Annotated in this window: 14 protein-coding genes; all 14 read right to left on the bottom strand. The window is 71.0% G+C overall.

All coding sequences use genetic code 11. The features are described from left to right. Window positions 1-24 precede the first annotated feature (24 nt). The 14 genes from ACFWU6_RS14300 to ACFWU6_RS14235 all read right to left on the bottom strand — a co-directional run bounded on the left by ACFWU6_RS14300 (window position 25) and on the right by ACFWU6_RS14235 (window position 15,080). The gene (locus ACFWU6_RS14300; RefSeq protein WP_383981039.1) at window positions 25-2,013 is read right to left on the bottom strand and encodes a peptidoglycan binding domain-containing protein; all 1,989 of its coding nucleotides are present in this window, start codon (window positions 2,011-2,013) and stop codon (window positions 25-27) included. Window positions 2,014-2,371: 358 nt separating this feature from the next. Continuing rightward, a complete protein-coding gene (locus ACFWU6_RS14295) occupies window positions 2,372-2,761 on the bottom strand; it encodes a DUF6113 family protein (protein WP_383798107.1) in 390 nt (129 codons plus the stop codon). Further along, complete coding sequence (gene mshB, locus ACFWU6_RS14290) at window positions 2,758-3,693, bottom strand: N-acetyl-1-D-myo-inositol-2-amino-2-deoxy-alpha-D-glucopyranoside deacetylase (RefSeq protein ID WP_383798110.1); 936 nt, start codon at window positions 3,691-3,693, stop codon at window positions 2,758-2,760. Before mshB ends, ACFWU6_RS14295 begins: the two co-directional genes overlap by 4 nt. Window positions 3,694-3,714: 21 nt before the next feature. After that, window positions 3,715-3,909 (bottom strand): hypothetical protein, encoded by a 195-nt coding sequence (locus tag ACFWU6_RS14285; protein ID WP_069921796.1) that lies wholly within the window; start codon window positions 3,907-3,909, stop codon window positions 3,715-3,717. Between the two features lie 385 nt (window positions 3,910-4,294). Then, a complete protein-coding gene (locus ACFWU6_RS14280) occupies window positions 4,295-5,335 on the bottom strand; it encodes an ABC transporter ATP-binding protein (protein WP_383981037.1) in 1,041 nt (346 codons plus the stop codon). Further along, entirely contained in the window at window positions 5,328-6,302 is a 975-nt protein-coding gene (locus tag ACFWU6_RS14275; protein WP_383798116.1) for an ABC transporter ATP-binding protein, read from the bottom strand. The genes ACFWU6_RS14280 and ACFWU6_RS14275 overlap by 8 nt, the downstream gene beginning before the upstream one ends. A gap of 12 nt (window positions 6,303-6,314) precedes the next feature. After that, on the bottom strand, window positions 6,315-7,331 hold the full coding sequence (locus ACFWU6_RS14270; RefSeq protein WP_383981036.1) for an ABC transporter permease: 1,017 nt from the start codon (window positions 7,329-7,331) through the stop codon (window positions 6,315-6,317). Continuing rightward, window positions 7,324-8,247, bottom strand: coding sequence for an ABC transporter permease (locus ACFWU6_RS14265; protein ID WP_383798122.1), 924 nt, complete (start codon window positions 8,245-8,247; stop codon window positions 7,324-7,326). The genes ACFWU6_RS14270 and ACFWU6_RS14265 overlap by 8 nt, the downstream gene beginning before the upstream one ends. A gap of 30 nt (window positions 8,248-8,277) precedes the next feature. Next, entirely contained in the window at window positions 8,278-9,906 is a 1,629-nt protein-coding gene (locus tag ACFWU6_RS14260) for an ABC transporter substrate-binding protein (protein ID WP_383981034.1), read from the bottom strand. A gap of 106 nt (window positions 9,907-10,012) precedes the next feature. After that, the gene (locus ACFWU6_RS14255; protein ID WP_383798128.1) at window positions 10,013-10,951 is read right to left on the bottom strand and encodes a GNAT family N-acetyltransferase; all 939 of its coding nucleotides are present in this window, start codon (window positions 10,949-10,951) and stop codon (window positions 10,013-10,015) included. A 144-nt stretch (window positions 10,952-11,095) separates the two neighbouring features. Then, window positions 11,096-12,148 carry an ABC transporter ATP-binding protein gene (locus ACFWU6_RS14250; protein ID WP_383798131.1) on the bottom strand — a complete coding sequence of 351 codons (1,053 nt, stop codon included), beginning with the start codon at window positions 12,146-12,148 and terminating at the stop codon, window positions 11,096-11,098. Then, complete coding sequence (locus ACFWU6_RS14245) at window positions 12,141-13,196, bottom strand: ABC transporter ATP-binding protein (RefSeq protein ID WP_383798134.1); 1,056 nt, start codon at window positions 13,194-13,196, stop codon at window positions 12,141-12,143. The genes ACFWU6_RS14250 and ACFWU6_RS14245 overlap by 8 nt, the downstream gene beginning before the upstream one ends. Window positions 13,197-13,207: 11 nt before the next feature. Continuing rightward, window positions 13,208-14,155: an ABC transporter permease gene (locus ACFWU6_RS14240; RefSeq protein ID WP_383798137.1), complete on the bottom strand. Its 948-nt coding sequence runs from the start codon at window positions 14,153-14,155 to the stop codon at window positions 13,208-13,210. Continuing rightward, on the bottom strand, window positions 14,148-15,080 hold the full coding sequence (locus tag ACFWU6_RS14235; RefSeq protein ID WP_383798140.1) for an ABC transporter permease: 933 nt from the start codon (window positions 15,078-15,080) through the stop codon (window positions 14,148-14,150). The genes ACFWU6_RS14240 and ACFWU6_RS14235 overlap by 8 nt, the downstream gene beginning before the upstream one ends. Between the last annotated feature and the right edge of the window lie 136 nt (window positions 15,081-15,216).

The raw sequence follows: 15,216 nt of genomic DNA, 5'->3' as shown, positions 1-15,216 counted from the left end.
GGGTGCGGCGGGTGCTGCGGGTGCCTAACCGGCGTTGGTGTCGATGACCGCGGTCCGCTCGGCCGGGGTCTTGCCGCGCAGGGCCTGGCCGAGCGCGCCGGCGACGTCCTGCGGGGTGACCGGCGTCTTGGCACCGGTGCCCCGGGTGATCAGGACCCCGTCGAAGCTGTTCCCGTAGGTCTCCTTGAGGGCGTCCAGGTCGAACTTCGGGACCAGGTGGCCGTCCACCGGCTGCATGCTGAGGATGCGGGGCAGGGACTTGCTGCCGAAGGGGATGGACTTCCCGCCGGCCTTGACGACGGCGTTGGCCGACATCGCGGGCTCGGCGAACTCCTTCATGGCGCGGTCCAGTTCGGCCTGGTCGATGACCGGGGCCTTGGCGGTGACCGGCAGTTCGACGGCGGGGGCCTTGCCGGTGGCCACCAGGTCGCGGAAGGCCTTGACGACCTGGGCGGCCGAGGCGTCCGCGTCGAGCGCGGTGCCGGGCGTGCCGGGGACGGCCACGGCCTTGCCCGTGTCGAACTTGATGGTGCCCTCGGTCGCCGAGCCGGTCGTGCCCGCGAGCTCCTGGAGCGCGACCTGGAGCTTCTCCTCGTCGACGGGGATGACGGGCTCGGCCACCCGCTCCTGGCCGAGGAGGGAGCCGATGACGGTGACGGGGTTGTAGTCGCTCCCGGCCGCGTTGCGGACGGTGGTCTGGCTGTCCAGGGTCAGGCCGGCCTTCTCGGGCTTGAGCTCGACCTGCTTGCCGCCGACGGTCAGCTGGAGCGGGGCGGTGGCGCGCGCGCCGAAGGCCGTCTGGAGCTTGGCCACGGCCTCGTCGCGGCTGCCGCTGATGTCGACGTTGAGGACGGTGGTCCCCTTGGGGACGTCGGAGTGGTTCAGGAGCAGCCCGGCGCCGTAGGCCACTCCGAGGACGCCGATGACGCCGACGCCGAGGAGGACCAGCTTGGAGCGGCCCTTCTTGGCGGACTTCGCGGCGGGCTTCGCGGTGGGCTTCTGCTGGGCGGGCGCGGGTCGGGGGGCCGCCGGTGCGGCGGCCTGCGTCCGCGCCGGGGCAGGGGCCGGGGACGGAGCCGGGCCGTCCAGCCCGGGACCGGGCCAGCCGGGTCCCGCGCCGCCGGGAGCGCCCGGAGCACCGGGGCCGCCGAAGGGGGCCGCGCCGCCGGGAGCACCGGGGCCGCCGGGAGCGCCCGGGCCGCCGAGCGGGCCGGAGCCGCCGAAGGGGGGTGCGCCGCCCTCGGCACCGGGGCCGCCGAAGGGGGCCGCGCCGCCCGGGCCGCCGAGCGGGCCGGGGCCGGCTACGGGACCGGTCCCGTAGCCGGGGCCGCCCGTGGGTCCGGCGGGGCCGCGGTCGGCCGGCGCTCCGTAGGCGGGGAACGCCTCGGTGACGGGTCCCGCGTCGACCGGGTCGCCCGGGTACCCGGCGTAGCCCTGGGGCGCCCCGGCTCCGGGGCCGCCGGGCCGGGGGCCGACGGGGCCCGCGGGCTGGGCGTAGTCCGGGCTGTAACCCGATACGGGCGCGCCCGTGGAGCGCGGCGGCGGGAAGTCCGCGCCCGGCGGCGTCGGGGTGCGCCCCGGAAGCGGGGCCCGGGACTGGGGCTGCTGTTGCGGCTGCCCCTGCGGCCGGCCCTGCGCGGGCCCGGGCAGCGGGGCGGCCTGCGCGCCGGGCTGCGCGGCGGACGCCGGGGCGCCCCCGGCGGACTTCCGCGGGGCGAACCAGTTACCGACCGGCTCCCCGCCCTCGGCGGGGGGCGGCTCGGGCGCGGCCTCGATGCGGGTCGGCAGGGGCGGCTTGGCCCCCGGCCCGGGCGCCGGCTGCGCGGAGGACGGCGCGGGGGGCGGCGTCTGCGCCGGCGCGGCGGGCTGCCCCTCGGCGGAGCCTCCCATCGGCTTGCGCACGACCACCGGCGGGATCGGCCGCGAACCGGGGATGTTGATCCGTACCCGGGTCGTCAGGGTGGTCTCGGTCTTGGGCCCGTCGGAATCGGGCGTGGACGGCTTCGAGGTCACAGAGTTCTCCTCCGGGGCGTTCGGCTCGCCGGGCCCGGACGGCGCAGTCGTGGACGGATACCGGCCGGTTCCATACGGCGGCGCACCCGAGGGGTAGGCGGCTCCACCGTGCCCCTGGGGGCCGGAGGACGGACTGTCAGTTTCACGACTCAAGGCAGGTTCTCCCGGTTGGCTCCGCCGCCCGTCATACCGTGCGCGGGCAGCTCGGCGGCCCGTCCACCATACTGGCCGCCGCCCGTAAGCAACTGACCGCCTGGAATCAGGGGTTCCTCACAGCCCCCGCTCCACCTCGTCGGGCGACCCCGGCGACCCCCCGCCCTGCCTGCGGGCCGGTCCCCCGACGGGGTCCGCCACCACGTCACTTGGCGGACGGAGCGGCCGGAACCGGCCGGTCCAGCGGGCCGCGCATCGTGGCACACATCACAGCCAGCACCGTTCCGCCCAAAAGGTAGGCGTACATGCCGATTCCGGACGAACTCAACAGGAAGTCCCCCTCGGGGCGCGGGATGCCGAGGATCACGTACGCGAGGAACCAGCCGGCCGCGGCGCCCCCCACCCCGAGTCCCGTCCCCAACGCGATCCGCCCGCCGAGGAACAGCCCGAAGACGGCCAGCAGGGCGAGGACCAGCCCGCCGGGGAACCACAGGCCGACGACCAGCCAGCCGGCCGCGGCGGTCAGCACGCCCGCCGCCAACAGCCCCAGGCAGGCGGCGATCCGGCCGGGGGTCGGCTTCCCGCTCCCGCTCACGCGTCCACCCCCGCGAAGAGGTCGCGCTCGCGCTCGCCGGCCGGGACGCCCGGTTCGCCCGCCGCGAGTTCGTAGTACTCGCGGACGAACAGCGGCTGCGCCAGGTCGTTGGAGAGGGCGAAGAAGGGGCCGTCCACGGCGATCTGGGTGGCGTGGGCCCGCATGGCGGCGGCCTTGGCCGCCGCGAGGGCCTCCTCCCCGCCGCTGCACCCGCCCTCGGCGCCCTTCTCCCCGTCGGCGCCGATCTCGGCGGTGATCCGCCCGTCGTCGACGACCCCCGGCACGTCCTGCGGCGAGGCCGTCCCGGGGAAGGGGACCGCCGCGCCGGCCGCGCGCAGCCGGGCGAAGCCCTCCCCGACCACCGAGAGCGGGACGCGGTTCCAGTAGACCTTCGCGATCCGGTGCGGTTCGCCGAGGTCGGGGCGGTAGGCGGGGTCCGCGGCCAGTTCCGCGCCGCGCATGGCGACGCGGTGGGCCTGGATGTGGTCGGGGTGGCCGTACCCGCCGTCCGGGTCGTAGGTGACCAGCACCTGCGGGCGGACCTCGCGGACGACCGCGACGAGGTGCGCCGCGGCCTCGTCGACCTCGGTGGACCAGAAGGCTCCCGGCCGGTCGTTCTGCGGCGCGCCCATCATCCCGGAGTCCCGGAAGCGGCCCGCGCCGCCGAGGAACCGGTGGTCGGTGACGCCCAGTTCCGCCATGGCGGCGGCGAGTTCGCCGACGCGGTGCGGGCCGAGCGTGTCGTCGCGGTCGGCCGCCAGGTGGGCGAGACCGGGCGGGATGACCTCGCCCTCCTCACCGAGGGTGCAGGTCACCAGGGTGACGTGGGCACCCTCGGCCGCGTACTTGGCCATGGTGACGCCGTTGTTGATCGACTCGTCGTCCGGGTGCGCGTGCACGAGCAGCAGACGACGGGCGGGAAGACCGTTCATGGCGCTAGCGTACGAGGCGCCTCAGAACTTGAGCCCACTGATCATGCTCGCCACGTTCGACGTGAGCTGATTGAGGGTCGGGGCGATGGTGGAACTCGCCAGGTAGAAGCCGAGCAGCACGCAGACCACCGCATGTCCCGCTTTCAGGCCCGACTTGCGGACCAGCAGGAAGACGACGATCGCCAGCAGCACCACGGCCGAGATCGAGAGTGCCACGGCGTTTCACCTCCACGTCGAGCGGACATCGGTTCGCGTACTCGTGCTCGGCGAGAGTCATACCCACCATGCGCTACGAATCATAACTATCCGTGCCACCTCGGCGATCGAAATCCGGCAGCGCGAGGGGCGTAGGGGCGCACGGGCGGGGTCACGGGGGAGGCCGACCGGACAGGCTGTGCGCCTCTCCGGTCGGCTGTCGGCACCCGCACGGCCGTACAGGGACCAGGCTGCCCGCCCCATATCTCGGGGCAGAAACGGTCAAGTTGCCCGCATGTTAAGCGTGTTGATACGACCGACTGGTCGGGCGGGGCGACGGCACGGGGGTGGCGGGAAATGATCGTCCGCCGCGCTGGGTGGTGCGGATCACCCTCCGGGGCGCCCCTTACGGCGCGGCCCCCTCCGGAGGCGGGGGCACCACCTGTTTCTCCGCGGCGAAGTGACAGGCCGACGGATGGGCCGCCGGACCGGAGGGGAAGACCGCCGGGACGGCGAGCGGCGGGACCTCGGAGGCGCAGCGGGGCTCGGCCTTCCAGCAGCGGGTGCGGAAGCGGCAGCCGGAGGGCGGGTTGGCCGGGGAGGGGACGTCGCCGGTGAGGATGATCCGCTCGCGGTGGGCGCGCGCCTCGGGGTCCGGGACCGGGACGGCCGACAGCAGCGCCTGGGTGTACGGGTGCGTGGGGTGTTCGTAGATCTGGGTGTCGGTGCCGATCTCGACGATCCGGCCCAGGTACATCACGCCGACCCGGTCGGAGATGTGCCGCACGATCGAGAGGTCGTGGGCGATGAAGACGTAGGACAGGCCGAGGTCGTTCTGCAGGCGTTCCAGCAGGTTGACGACCTGGGCCTGCACGGAGACGTCGAGCGCGGAGACCGGTTCGTCGGCGACGATGATCTCGGGCCGCAGGGCCAGGCCGCGGGCGATGCCGATGCGCTGGCGCTGGCCGCCGGAGAACTGGTGCGGGTAGCGGTTGATGTACTCCGGGTTGAGGCCGACCACGTCCAGCAGCTCCTGGACCTTGCGCCGCCGGTCGCCCTTGGGGGCCGCCTCGGGGTGGATCTCGTAGGGCTCGCCGATGATGTCGCCGACCGTCATCCGCGGGTTCAGCGAGGTGTACGGGTCCTGGAAGACCATCTGGATGTTGCGGCGGACGGCCTTCAGGGCGCGGCCGGAGAGCCTGGTGATGTCCTCGCCCCTGTACGAGATCGCGCCCGCGGTCGGCCGCTCCAGGTTGACCAGCATCTTGGCCACGGTCGACTTGCCGCAGCCGGACTCGCCGACGATGCCCAGGGTCTCGCCGGCGCCGAGGCCGAAGGAGACGCCGTCTACCGCCTTGACGGCCCCGACCTGCTTGCGGAAGACGACGCCCTGGGTGAGGGGGTAGTGCTTGACGAGGTCCTTCACTTCCAGCAGGGGCTCAGCCATGGAGGCACTCCTTCCAGAAGAAGCAGGCGCTGGTCCGCTCCTCGGCGACCCGCGCGAGCGGCGGGACCTCGGCCCGGCAGAGCGCCCGGGCCATCGGACAGCGGGGGTTGAAGGCGCAGCCGGGCGGGATGGCGAGCAGGTTGGGCGGCAGGCCCTTGATGGCGTACAGCTCCTGGCCCTTCTGGTCCAGGCGCGGGATGGAGTCCAGCAGGCCGCGGGTGTACGGGTGGGCGGGCGCCTTGTAGATCTCGTGGACGGGGGCCGCCTCGACGATGCGGCCCGCGTACATGACGGCGATCTTGTCCGCGACGTCGGCGACGACGCCGAGGTCGTGGGTGATCAGGATCAGGCCCATGTTGAGCTCGCGCTGGAGCTCGGCGAGCAGGTCCATCACCTGGGCCTGGACGGTCACGTCCAGGGCCGTGGTCGGCTCGTCGGCGATGATCAGCGAGGGTTCCAGGGCCAGCGCCATGGCGATCATGATGCGCTGGCGCATGCCGCCGGAGAACTGGTGCGGGTAGTCCCCCACCCGCTCCCTCGCCGCCGGAATCCTGACCCGGTCCATCAGCTCGACGGCCTTGGCCTTGGCGTCCTTGCGGGACATCCCGCGGTGGACCTCGTACATCTCGCCGAGCTGGGCGCCCACGCTGAGGACCGGGTTCAGGGAGGACAGCGCGTCCTGGAAGATCATGGCCATGTCGGCGCCGCGGATCCTCCTGCGCTCCTCCTCCTTCATCTTCAGGAGGTCCTTGCCCTTGAAGAGGATCTCGCCGCCCGCGATGCGGCCCGGCGGCTGGTCCAGGATGCCCATCACGGCCTGGGCGGTGACCGACTTGCCGGATCCTGATTCGCCGAGGACGGCGAGGGTCTCGCCTTCGTCCACCGAGTAGTCGACGCCGTTGACCGCCTTCGCGACTCCGTCGCGCGTCGTGAATTCCACGTGCAGGTCGCGGACTTCGAGCAGCATGTGCGGGGCTCCTCAGCGCAGCTTGGGGTCGAGGGCGTCGCGCACCGCGTCGCCGAGCATGATGAAGGCGAGCACGGTCAGGCTCAGTGCACCCGCCGGGTAGAGCAGCATGTGCGGGGCGTTGCGGATCTGCGGGGCCGCGTTGGAGATGTCGATGCCCCAGGAGACGGTGGGCGGGCGCAGGCCCACGCCGAGGAAGGACAGGGTGGCCTCCAGGGCGATGTACGTGCCCAGGGCGATGGTCGCGACGACGATGACGGGCGCGACGGCGTTGGGCGCCACGTGCCGCAGCAGCATCCGGCCGTTGCCGGCGCCGAGGGCGCGGGCGGCCTGGACGTAGTCGTTCTGCTTGGCGGTGATCACCGATCCGCGGGCGATGCGGCCGATCTGCGGCCAGCCGAGCAGCACGATGAAGCCGACCACGGGCCAGACGGTGGTGCTGGTGACCACGGACAGGAAGACCAGGCCGCCGAGGACGACGGGGATGCCGAAGAAGATGTCGGCGATCCGGGAGAGCAGCGCGTCCCACCAGCCGCCGAAGAAGCCGGCGAGTCCGCCGAGCGCGGAGCCGAGCAGGGCGGCTCCGAGGGTGGCGCAGATGCCGACGGTGATGGAGGCGCGGGCGCCGTAGACGGTACGGGTGTACACGTCGCAGCCCTGGGTGTCGTAGCCGAAGGGGTGTCCGGGCGAGGAGCCCTGCTGCGACTTGGACAGGTCGCACTGGAGCGGGTCGCCGGAGGCGATGAGCTGGGGCCAGATCGAGATGACGACGAGGAAGAGGATCAGCAGCGAGGAGAGGATGAAGACCGGGTTGCGGCGCAGCTGGTGCCAGGCGTCCGACCACAGCGAGCGGGCCTTCTCCCGGGGTCCGGGGGTCCCGGCGGGTCCGGGCGTCCCCTCCAGGCTCTCGGCCTCTTGCAGGGCCAGATCCATGGCGCCTCCCTGGCCGGTGGGCGAGATCGCCTCGTGCGGGCGGGGGCCGACGGGGTCGTAGCCGCCGGGTCCTTCGGGGCGCTCGGGCTCAGGCATAACGGATCCTCGGGTCCAGGACCGCGTACAGCAGGTCGACGAGCAGGTTCGCCAGCAGGAAGACGATGACGAGGATGGTCACGAAGCCGACGACCGTGGGGGCGTTGTTGCGCAGGATGCCCTGGTAGAGCTGGTAGCCGACGCCGTGGATGTTGAAGATCCGCTCGGTGACGATGGCGCCGCCCATGAGGGCGCCGATGTCGGTGCCGATGAAGGTGACCACGGGGATCAGGGAGTTGCGCAGCAGGTGCCGGGTGATGACCCGGCGGCGCGGGAGCCCCTTGGCCACGGCGGTCCGGACGTAGTCGGCCTTGACGTTCTCGGCGATCGAGGTGCGCGAGAGCCGGGTGACGTAGGCGAGCGAGACGAGGGCGAGCACGATGCCGGGCAGGATCAGCTCGCTGAAGGGGGCGTCCGGGGAGACGGTGGGCCGGACCCAGCCCCATTTGACGCCGAAGAGGTACTGCAGCAGGTAGCCGGTGACGAAGGTCGGCACGGAGATCACGACCAGGGTCATCACCAGCACGCCGGTGTCGACGGACCTGCCGCGGCGCAGGCCGCTGACGACGCCGAGGGTGATGCCGACGAGGACCTCGATGACGATGGCGACGATCGTCAGGCGCAGGGTCACGGGGAAGGCGGTGGCCATCAGGGAGGTGACGCTCTGCCCGTTGAAGGCCGTGCCGAAGTCGCCCTGGAAGATCTGGCCCATGTAGTGGAGGTACTGCTTCCACAGGGGCTGGTCGAGGTAGAGGTCCTTGCGGATGCGGGCCGCGGTGGCGGGGTCGGGGGCCTTGTCCCCGAAGAGGGCCGCGACCGGGTCGCCCAGCGCGTACACCATGAAGAAGATCAGGAACGTGCTGCCGATGAACACCGGGATCATCTGGAGCAGCCGCCGGATCACATAACGTCCCATGGACTGCTCCAGGATCGATCCGTCGGGGGGTCAGCTGACCTTGATCTGGTCGTAGACCGGGACGCTGAACTGGTTGAGGGCCACGTCCGAGATCCGCTCCGCGTAGCCCGCGCTGCCGTTCTGGTACCAGAGCGGGATGGACGGCATCTGCTCGGCGAGGATCTTCTCGGCGTCGCGGAAGGTGGCGGTCGCCTTGGTCGCGTCGCTCTCCCGGTTGGCCTGGTCGATCAGCTTGTCGAAGTCCGGGTTGCTGAACTTGCCGTAGTTGGAGGAGGCGCCGGTGTAGTACAGCGGCTCCAGGAAGTTCTGGATCAGCGGGTAGTCGGCCTGCCAGCCGGAGCGGAAGGGGCCGGTGAGCTTGAAGCCGCTCTGCTGGTTCCTGAAGTCGGCGAAGGTTCCGATGGGGTTGACCGTGCAGACGGGGCCCTCGCCGAGGGCGTTGTTGATGCTGTTGCAGACGGCGTCCATCCACTCGCGGTGCGAGCCGGTGTCCACGTTGGAGGTCAGCGTGACCTTGCCGCCGGGCAGGCCGCCGCCCTCCTGGATGAGCTTCTTGGCCTCTGCCGGGTCGTAGACGCAGGCGTCGCCGCAGGCGGTCGCGGAGAAGCCGCCCTGCTCGCCCAGGGCCGGCGAGGTCCAGTCCTTGGCGGGGGTGCGGGTGTCCCGGAAGATCTGCTTGGTGATCTCGTCGCGGTTGATGGCGCGCGAGATGCCCCGGCGCACCTTCTCCATGCCCTCCTTGCCCCACTGCGGGTCGTACAGGGGGAAGGTGAGGGTCTGGATGATGAGGGCCGGCTGGTTGATGTACCGGTCGCCGAGGTCGTTGCCGACGTTCTTCAGCTGCTGCGCCGGGACGTCGTCGACCAGGTCGAGGTTGCCGGAGATCAGGTCGGTGTAGGCGGTGTTGTTGTCCGTGTAGACCTTCAGGTCCACGCCGCCGTTCTGCGCCTTGTCCTCGCCGGGGTAGCCGTCCCACGTGCGCAGCTTCATGCCGGTGCCCTTGGTGTAGGAGTCCACCGTGTACGGGCCGTTGCCGACGGGCTTGTCCAGCCAGCCGGAGCGGTCGGTGAAGAAGGCCTTGGGCAGCGGGGAGAAGGCCTGGTAGCCGAGGGTCTCGGGCCAAGTGGAGAACTTCTCCTTGAGCGCCACGGTGAAGGTCTTGGGGTCCTTGACGACCAGGCCGCTCATCGTCTTCGTCTTGGGCTCGCCGCTCTTCGGGTGCAGGTCGTCGTAGCCGACGATGTCCGAGAAGAAGGGCGCGTTGTTCTGCTTGTTGCGGACGTCCGCCCCGTAGTTCCAGGCGTCCACGAAGGACTGCGCGGTGACGGGCTCGTCGTTGCTGAACTTCCAGCCGTCCTTCAGCGTGATCGTGAAGTTCTGGCTGTCCGTCGTCTCGATCTTCTCGGCGAGCATGTTCTCGGCCTCGCCGGTCTTCGGGTCGTACCGCTTCAGGCCCCGGAAGATCATGTCGAGCACTTTGCCGCCCTGCACCTCGTTGGTGTTGGCCGGCTCCAGCGGGTTCTGCGGGTCACCCCACGAGGAACTGACGATTCCAGCGCCACCGCCCCCGCCGCTGTCGCTACCGCCGCCGCAGGCCGTCGCCGTCAGGGCGACGGCCACGGCGCACGCGGCCCATGTGGCGTGGGTGGCTCCGCGCATGGAGTGCCTCCTATGGGGTCCCAGGACTCTTAGGGGCCAATGTCACCCGTTGTGGGGTCCCGCACACGCCCGGTTGGACCGATTGCACCCCCGCGTCACGCCCCTGTCACTCCTGCGGGTGCAACGCGAGCTCCCAGGTGTCGACCGCGTAGTGCGGGCGCATCCCGTGCGCCTCGTAGAGCGCGAGTGCGCCGGTTTCGTTGCGGGTGTCCACTCCGAGTCCGACCGTGGCCCGGCCGCGGGCGGCGTAGACGGCGAAGGCGTGGCGCAGCAGGTGGCCGCCGACGCCGCGGCCGCGCGCCTCCTCCCGTACGCCGAGGTGGCTGAGCCAGCCCATGCTGGTGCGGTCGTCCCGGGTGAGCAGCACGGCCGCGTCGCCCGCGCCGGGCAGGCTCGCGATCCACACCAGGGACCAGTCGAGCCCGCGGGCGTCCAGATGGTCCAGCCAGGGCTCGTACGCGCGCTCCACGTGGCCGAAGTGGGTCGCGAAGGTCTCCTCCACCAGGGCGTGGGCCCGGCGGCGGTCGGCCGCGTCGGCGGCGCAGTCGCGCAGGACGAGCCCGGCCGGCGGCTGGGGCGGCGGATCGGCGGCCGGGGCCAGGGGCCGGGTCATGACCTGGTGGCGGCGGACGGTCCGGTAGCCGCGGCCGGTCAGGAGGGCGAGGTCCAGGGTGGGTCGCGCGTTGAGGTGGACCCGCAGCGCGCCCGGTCCGTCTGCGGCGGCCAGTTCGCGGGCCCGTGCCTCCATCAGGTCCAGCAGCAGCGCGGCGGCCCCGCGGTGGCCGGGCAGCACGTAGTGGTCGCCGTCGGCGCGGCCGGGCCCGGAGTCGGCCCGGACCAGGGCGTAGGCCACGAGTCTGCGGCCCTCGAAGGCGACCCAGGAGTCGCTGGCGAGGTCGACGTCGGGGTGGATGAGGTCGGCCTCCACCGTGCTCAGGCAGGTCTCCGGGCGGCCGATCTCGATCATGTCGACGGCGTTGAGCAGGGCGCAGATGTCGGACGCGTCCCCGGGCCCCGCGGGCCGGACGGTCAGCATGGCGGTCATCGGCCCACTCTCGGCCCCGGCGGCCGACGGGTGCAACCGGCTCCGCCCGCAGGGGAAACGCCGAAACGCCGGAGGGAAACGCCGGAGCGCCCGGCGCCGGAGGAGATCCGGTGCCGGGCGCCCTGGGAGGCGTACGCCCGCGGGTCAGACGGCCAGGACGGCCCGCTCCTCCGCGAAGTGGCACGCCGACTCGTGCGCGGCGAAGCCGTCCGCGCCCTTGAAGCGCTCCGGGATCGCCAGCAGCGGCTCCTCGACGGAGCACTTCTCCTGGGCCTTCCAGCAGCGGGTGCGGAAGCGGCAGCCCGAGGGCGGGTTGGCCGGGGAGGGGACGTCGCCGGTGAGGATGATCCGCTCGCGGTGGGCACGGGCCTCGGGGTCCGGGACCGGGACCGCCGACAGCAGCGCCTGGGTGTAGGGGTGCGTCGGGTGCTCGTAGATCTGCTCGTCGGTGCCGATCTCGGCCATCTTGCCGAGGTACATGACGCCGACGCGGTCCGAGATGTGCCGGACGATCGACAGGTCGTGCGCGATGAAGATGTAGGAGAGGTTGAACTCGTCCTGGAGCTTCTCCATCAGGTTGATGACCTGTGCCTGCACCGACACGTCGAGCGCGGAGACCGGCTCGTCGCAGATGATGATCTCCGGGTTGAGCGCGAGGCCGCGGGCGATGCCGATGCGCTGGCGCTGGCCGCCGGAGAACTGGTGCGGGTAGCGGTTGATGTACTCCGGGTTGAGGCCCACGACGTCCAGCAGGTCCTGGACCTTGCGCCGCCGGTCGCCCCTGGGGGCCACCTCGGGGTGGATCTCGTACGTCTCGCCGATGATGTCGCCGACCGTCATGCGCGGGTTCAGCGAGGTGTACGGGTCCTGGAAGACCATCTGGATGTTGCGGCGGACGGCCTTCAGGGCGCGACCGGACAGCTTGGTGATGTCCTGGCCCTTGTAGAAGACCTCGCCGGCGGTGGCCCGCTCCAGGTTCATCAGCAGCTTGGCGACCGTGGACTTGCCGCAGCCGGACTCGCCGACGATGCCCAGGGTCTCGCCCTGGTACAGGTCGAAGGAGATCCCGTCGACGGCCTTGACCGCGCCGACCTGCTTCTTGAACAGGATGCCCTGGGTCAGCGGGAAGTGCTTGACCAGGTTGCGGACCTGGAGGATCGGCTCGCGCCCGGTGGCGTTCTCGGTGGGCTCAGCCATGGATCTGCTCCTTCCAGAAGTGGCACGCGCTGTGGCGGCCCGGCAGCTCGCTGCCGTCCTGCTCGCTGACCGCCTGAAGCGCGGGGATCTCGGAACGGCAGATGTCCTGTGCCGCGATGCAGCGCGGGTTGAAGGAGCAGCCGCTCGGGAGCCGCAGGAGGTTGGGCGGCAGGCCCTTGATGGCGAAGAGCTCCTGGCCCTTCTGGTCGAGGCGCGGGATCGAGTCCAGCAGACCCCGGGTGTAGGGGTGCGCCGGACGCTTGTAGATCTCGTGCACCGGGGCCGTCTCGACGATGCGGCCCGCGTACATGACGGCGATCTTGTCCGCGACGTCGGCGACGACGCCGAGGTCGTGGGTGATCAGGATCAGGCCCATGTTGAGCTCGCGCTGGAGCTCGGCGAGCAGGTCCATCACCTGGGCCTGGACGGTCACGTCGAGGGCCGTGGTCGGCTCGTCGGCGATGATCAGGTCCGGCTCCAGCGCGATCGCCATGGCGATCATGATGCGCTGGCGCATGCCGCCCGAGAAGTGGTGGGGGTAGTCGTCCACGCGCTGCGCGGCAGCGGGGATCTTCACCTTGTCCATCAGCTCGATGGCCTTGAGCCGGGCTTCCTTCTTCGACGCGCCCTGGTGGACGCGGAACATCTCGCCCAGCTGGTAGCCGACGGTGAGCACGGGGTTCAGGGAGGACAGCGCGTCCTGGAAGATCATGGCGATCTTCCGGCCGCGCAGCTGCCGCCGCTCCTCGAAGCCCATCTTGAGCATGTCCTGGCCGCGGAAGAGGATCTCGCCCCGCGGGATCTTGCCGGGGGGCATGTCGAGGATGCCCATGATGGCCTGGGCCGTCACGGACTTGCCGGAGCCCGACTCGCCGAGCACGGCGAGGGTCTCGCCGGCGCTCACGCTGTAGTTGACGCCGTTGACGGCCCTGGCGACGCCGTCGCGGGTGTGGAACTCCACGTGCAGGTCGCGCACTTCGAGGAGCGGCACCTGGGGGTCCCCGTCACGCGGGGAGGGAACACTGCTGGTCTTGTCCATGGTGATCACTTACGCCCTCCTCAGCGCAGCTTCGGGTCGAGGGCGTTGCGAACCGCTTCGCCGAGCATGATGAACGCGAGGACGGTGATGCTGAGCATGATCGAGGGGTAGAAGAGGATGTGCTCCGCCACCCGGATCTGCGCGGCACCGGCGGAGATGTCCACACCCCACGAGATGGTGGGGGACGCGAGGCCGAGACCCAGGTAGGACAGGGTCGCCTCGGCGGCGACGTAACCGCCCAGCGCGATGGTGGCGACGACGATCACCGGTGCCATGGCGTTCGGCAGGATGTGCTTGATCAGGATGCGGGGGGTGCCCGCACCGAGGGCCTTCGCCGCGTGCACGTAGTCGGCCTGCTTCACGGTGATCACCGCGCCGCGCATGACGCGGTTGATCTGCGTCCAGCCGAGGAAGGCGAGGGCGAAGACGACGGTCCACACGGTGCGCTTGGTGAAGGCCTGGAGGACGACCATCGCACCGAGGAGGAAGGGGATGCCGAAGAAGATGTCGGTGACCCGGGACATGATCGCGTCCGTGAGGCCGCCGAAGTAGCCGGAGATCATGCCGGTGATGGAGCCGACGACCGTGACGATCGCGGTCACGCAGACGGCGACGATGATCGAGGCACGGGTGCCGTAGATCAGACGCGCGTAGACGCTGCGGCCCTGGCCGTCGTAGCCGAGCCAGTCGGGCGAACCGACGCTGGCCAGCTCCGGCTTGGTGAGGAAGTGCTTGACCAGGTCGCCCTTGGTGGGGTCGGCGCTGGTGAACAGGCCCGGGAAGGCGGAGATCGTCAGCAGGATGAGGATCAGCACCGACGAGACGAGGAAGTACGGGTTGCGGCGCAGGTCGGCCCAGGCGTCGCCCCAGAGGCTGCGGGCCTTCTCGGCCTTCGCCGGCTCCACCGGAGCGTCGGGGGCGGCCGGGTTCGGGGCCGCCACGGCTTCGATCTTGGTCATGTCAGGCATACCGGATCCTCGGGTCCATGACCGCGTAGAGGAGGTCGACGAGCAGGCTGGCTATCAGGTAGACCACGACGAGGACGGTGACGACACCGACGAGGGTCAGGCCCTCGCGGCGGACGATCGAGTCGTAGATCAGTCCGCCGACGCCCTTGACGTTGAAGATGCCCTCGGTGACGACGGCGCCGCCCATGAGGGCGCCGATGTCGGTACCCAGGAAGGTCACCACGGGGATCATCGAGTTGCGCATCAGGTGGACACCGATGACGCGGCGCTTGGGCAGGCCCTTGGCCACGGCGGTGCGCACGTAGTCGGCGCGGAGGTTCTCGGCCATCGAGGTGCGGGTCAGGCGGGCCACGTAGGCGAGCGAGAGCGATCCCAGGACGATGGCCGGGGCGAGCAGCTCGCTCCACAGCTCGTCGTTGCTGACGTTGGGGTCGATCCAGCCGAGCTGGAAGGCGAACACCGACTTCACGATGAAGCCGAGTACGAAGACCGGCATCGAGATGATCAGCAGCGTGAGGATCAGGACCAGGTTGTCGGCGAGCTTGCCGGCCTTGAGGCCCGCCACGATGCCGAGGCCGAGGCCGAGGACGATCTCGATGCCGAAGGCCATCAGGGCCAGGCGCAGCGTGACCGGGAAGGCGTCGCCGATGACATCGGTGATCTCACGACCACTGCGGATCTGGGACCCGAAGTCGAAGTGGAAGAGGATGCCGGAGATGTAGTTCCAGTACTGCTGAAGGATCGGCAGGTCCAGACCGTGCTCGTGGCGGAGTTTCGCCAGCGTCGCGGGGTCGGTGCCCTTGTCGCCGAAGAGTCCCGCCACAGGGTCGCCGGGCAGGCTGTAGACCATAAAGAAGATGAGCAGGGTCGTCCCGAAGAAGACCGGGATCATCTGGAGCAGTCGTCGTGCGACATAGCGCCCCATCATGCCTCCGTAGAAGATGCGGCAGGCGCAGCCGGACGGGCCCTTTCGCCACGCACGCACGTGACGGGATCGTCACTGCGTCGCGAAAGGGCCCCCCGGGTGGCGCACTGCATATAGGCCCGGATGCGGGCCGGCT

This window comes from Streptomyces sp. NPDC058674 (assembly GCF_042716505.1).
GTDB lineage: Bacteria > Actinomycetota > Actinomycetes > Streptomycetales > Streptomycetaceae > Streptomyces.
Note: the sequence above shows the minus strand (reverse complement) of the source record. Positions and strands in the feature narration are given on the sequence as shown.

Bases quoted from the DNA above. Each gene is read 5' to 3' on its own strand.
- ACFWU6_RS14280 (WP_383981037.1), bottom strand. From the start codon at position 5,335: ATGGCTGAGCCCCTGCTGGAAGTGAAGGACCTCGTCAAGCACTACCCC.
- ACFWU6_RS14275 (WP_383798116.1), bottom strand. From the start codon at position 6,302: ATGCTGCTCGAAGTCCGCGACCTGCACGTGGAATTCACGACGCGCGAC.
- ACFWU6_RS14235 (WP_383798140.1), bottom strand. From the start codon at position 15,080: ATGGGGCGCTATGTCGCACGACGACTGCTCCAGATGATCCCGGTCTTC.
- ACFWU6_RS14250 (WP_383798131.1), bottom strand. From the start codon at position 12,148: ATGGCTGAGCCCACCGAGAACGCCACCGGGCGCGAGCCGATCCTCCAG.
- ACFWU6_RS14240 (WP_383798137.1), bottom strand. From the start codon at position 14,155: ATGCCTGACATGACCAAGATCGAAGCCGTGGCGGCCCCGAACCCGGCC.
- ACFWU6_RS14255 (WP_383798128.1), bottom strand. From the start codon at position 10,951: ATGACCGCCATGCTGACCGTCCGGCCCGCGGGGCCCGGGGACGCGTCC.
- mshB (WP_383798110.1), bottom strand. From the start codon at position 3,693: ATGAACGGTCTTCCCGCCCGTCGTCTGCTGCTCGTGCACGCGCACCCG.
- ACFWU6_RS14270 (WP_383981036.1), bottom strand. From the start codon at position 7,331: ATGCCTGAGCCCGAGCGCCCCGAAGGACCCGGCGGCTACGACCCCGTC.
- ACFWU6_RS14260 (WP_383981034.1), bottom strand. From the start codon at position 9,906: ATGCGCGGAGCCACCCACGCCACATGGGCCGCGTGCGCCGTGGCCGTC.
- ACFWU6_RS14265 (WP_383798122.1), bottom strand. From the start codon at position 8,247: ATGGGACGTTATGTGATCCGGCGGCTGCTCCAGATGATCCCGGTGTTC.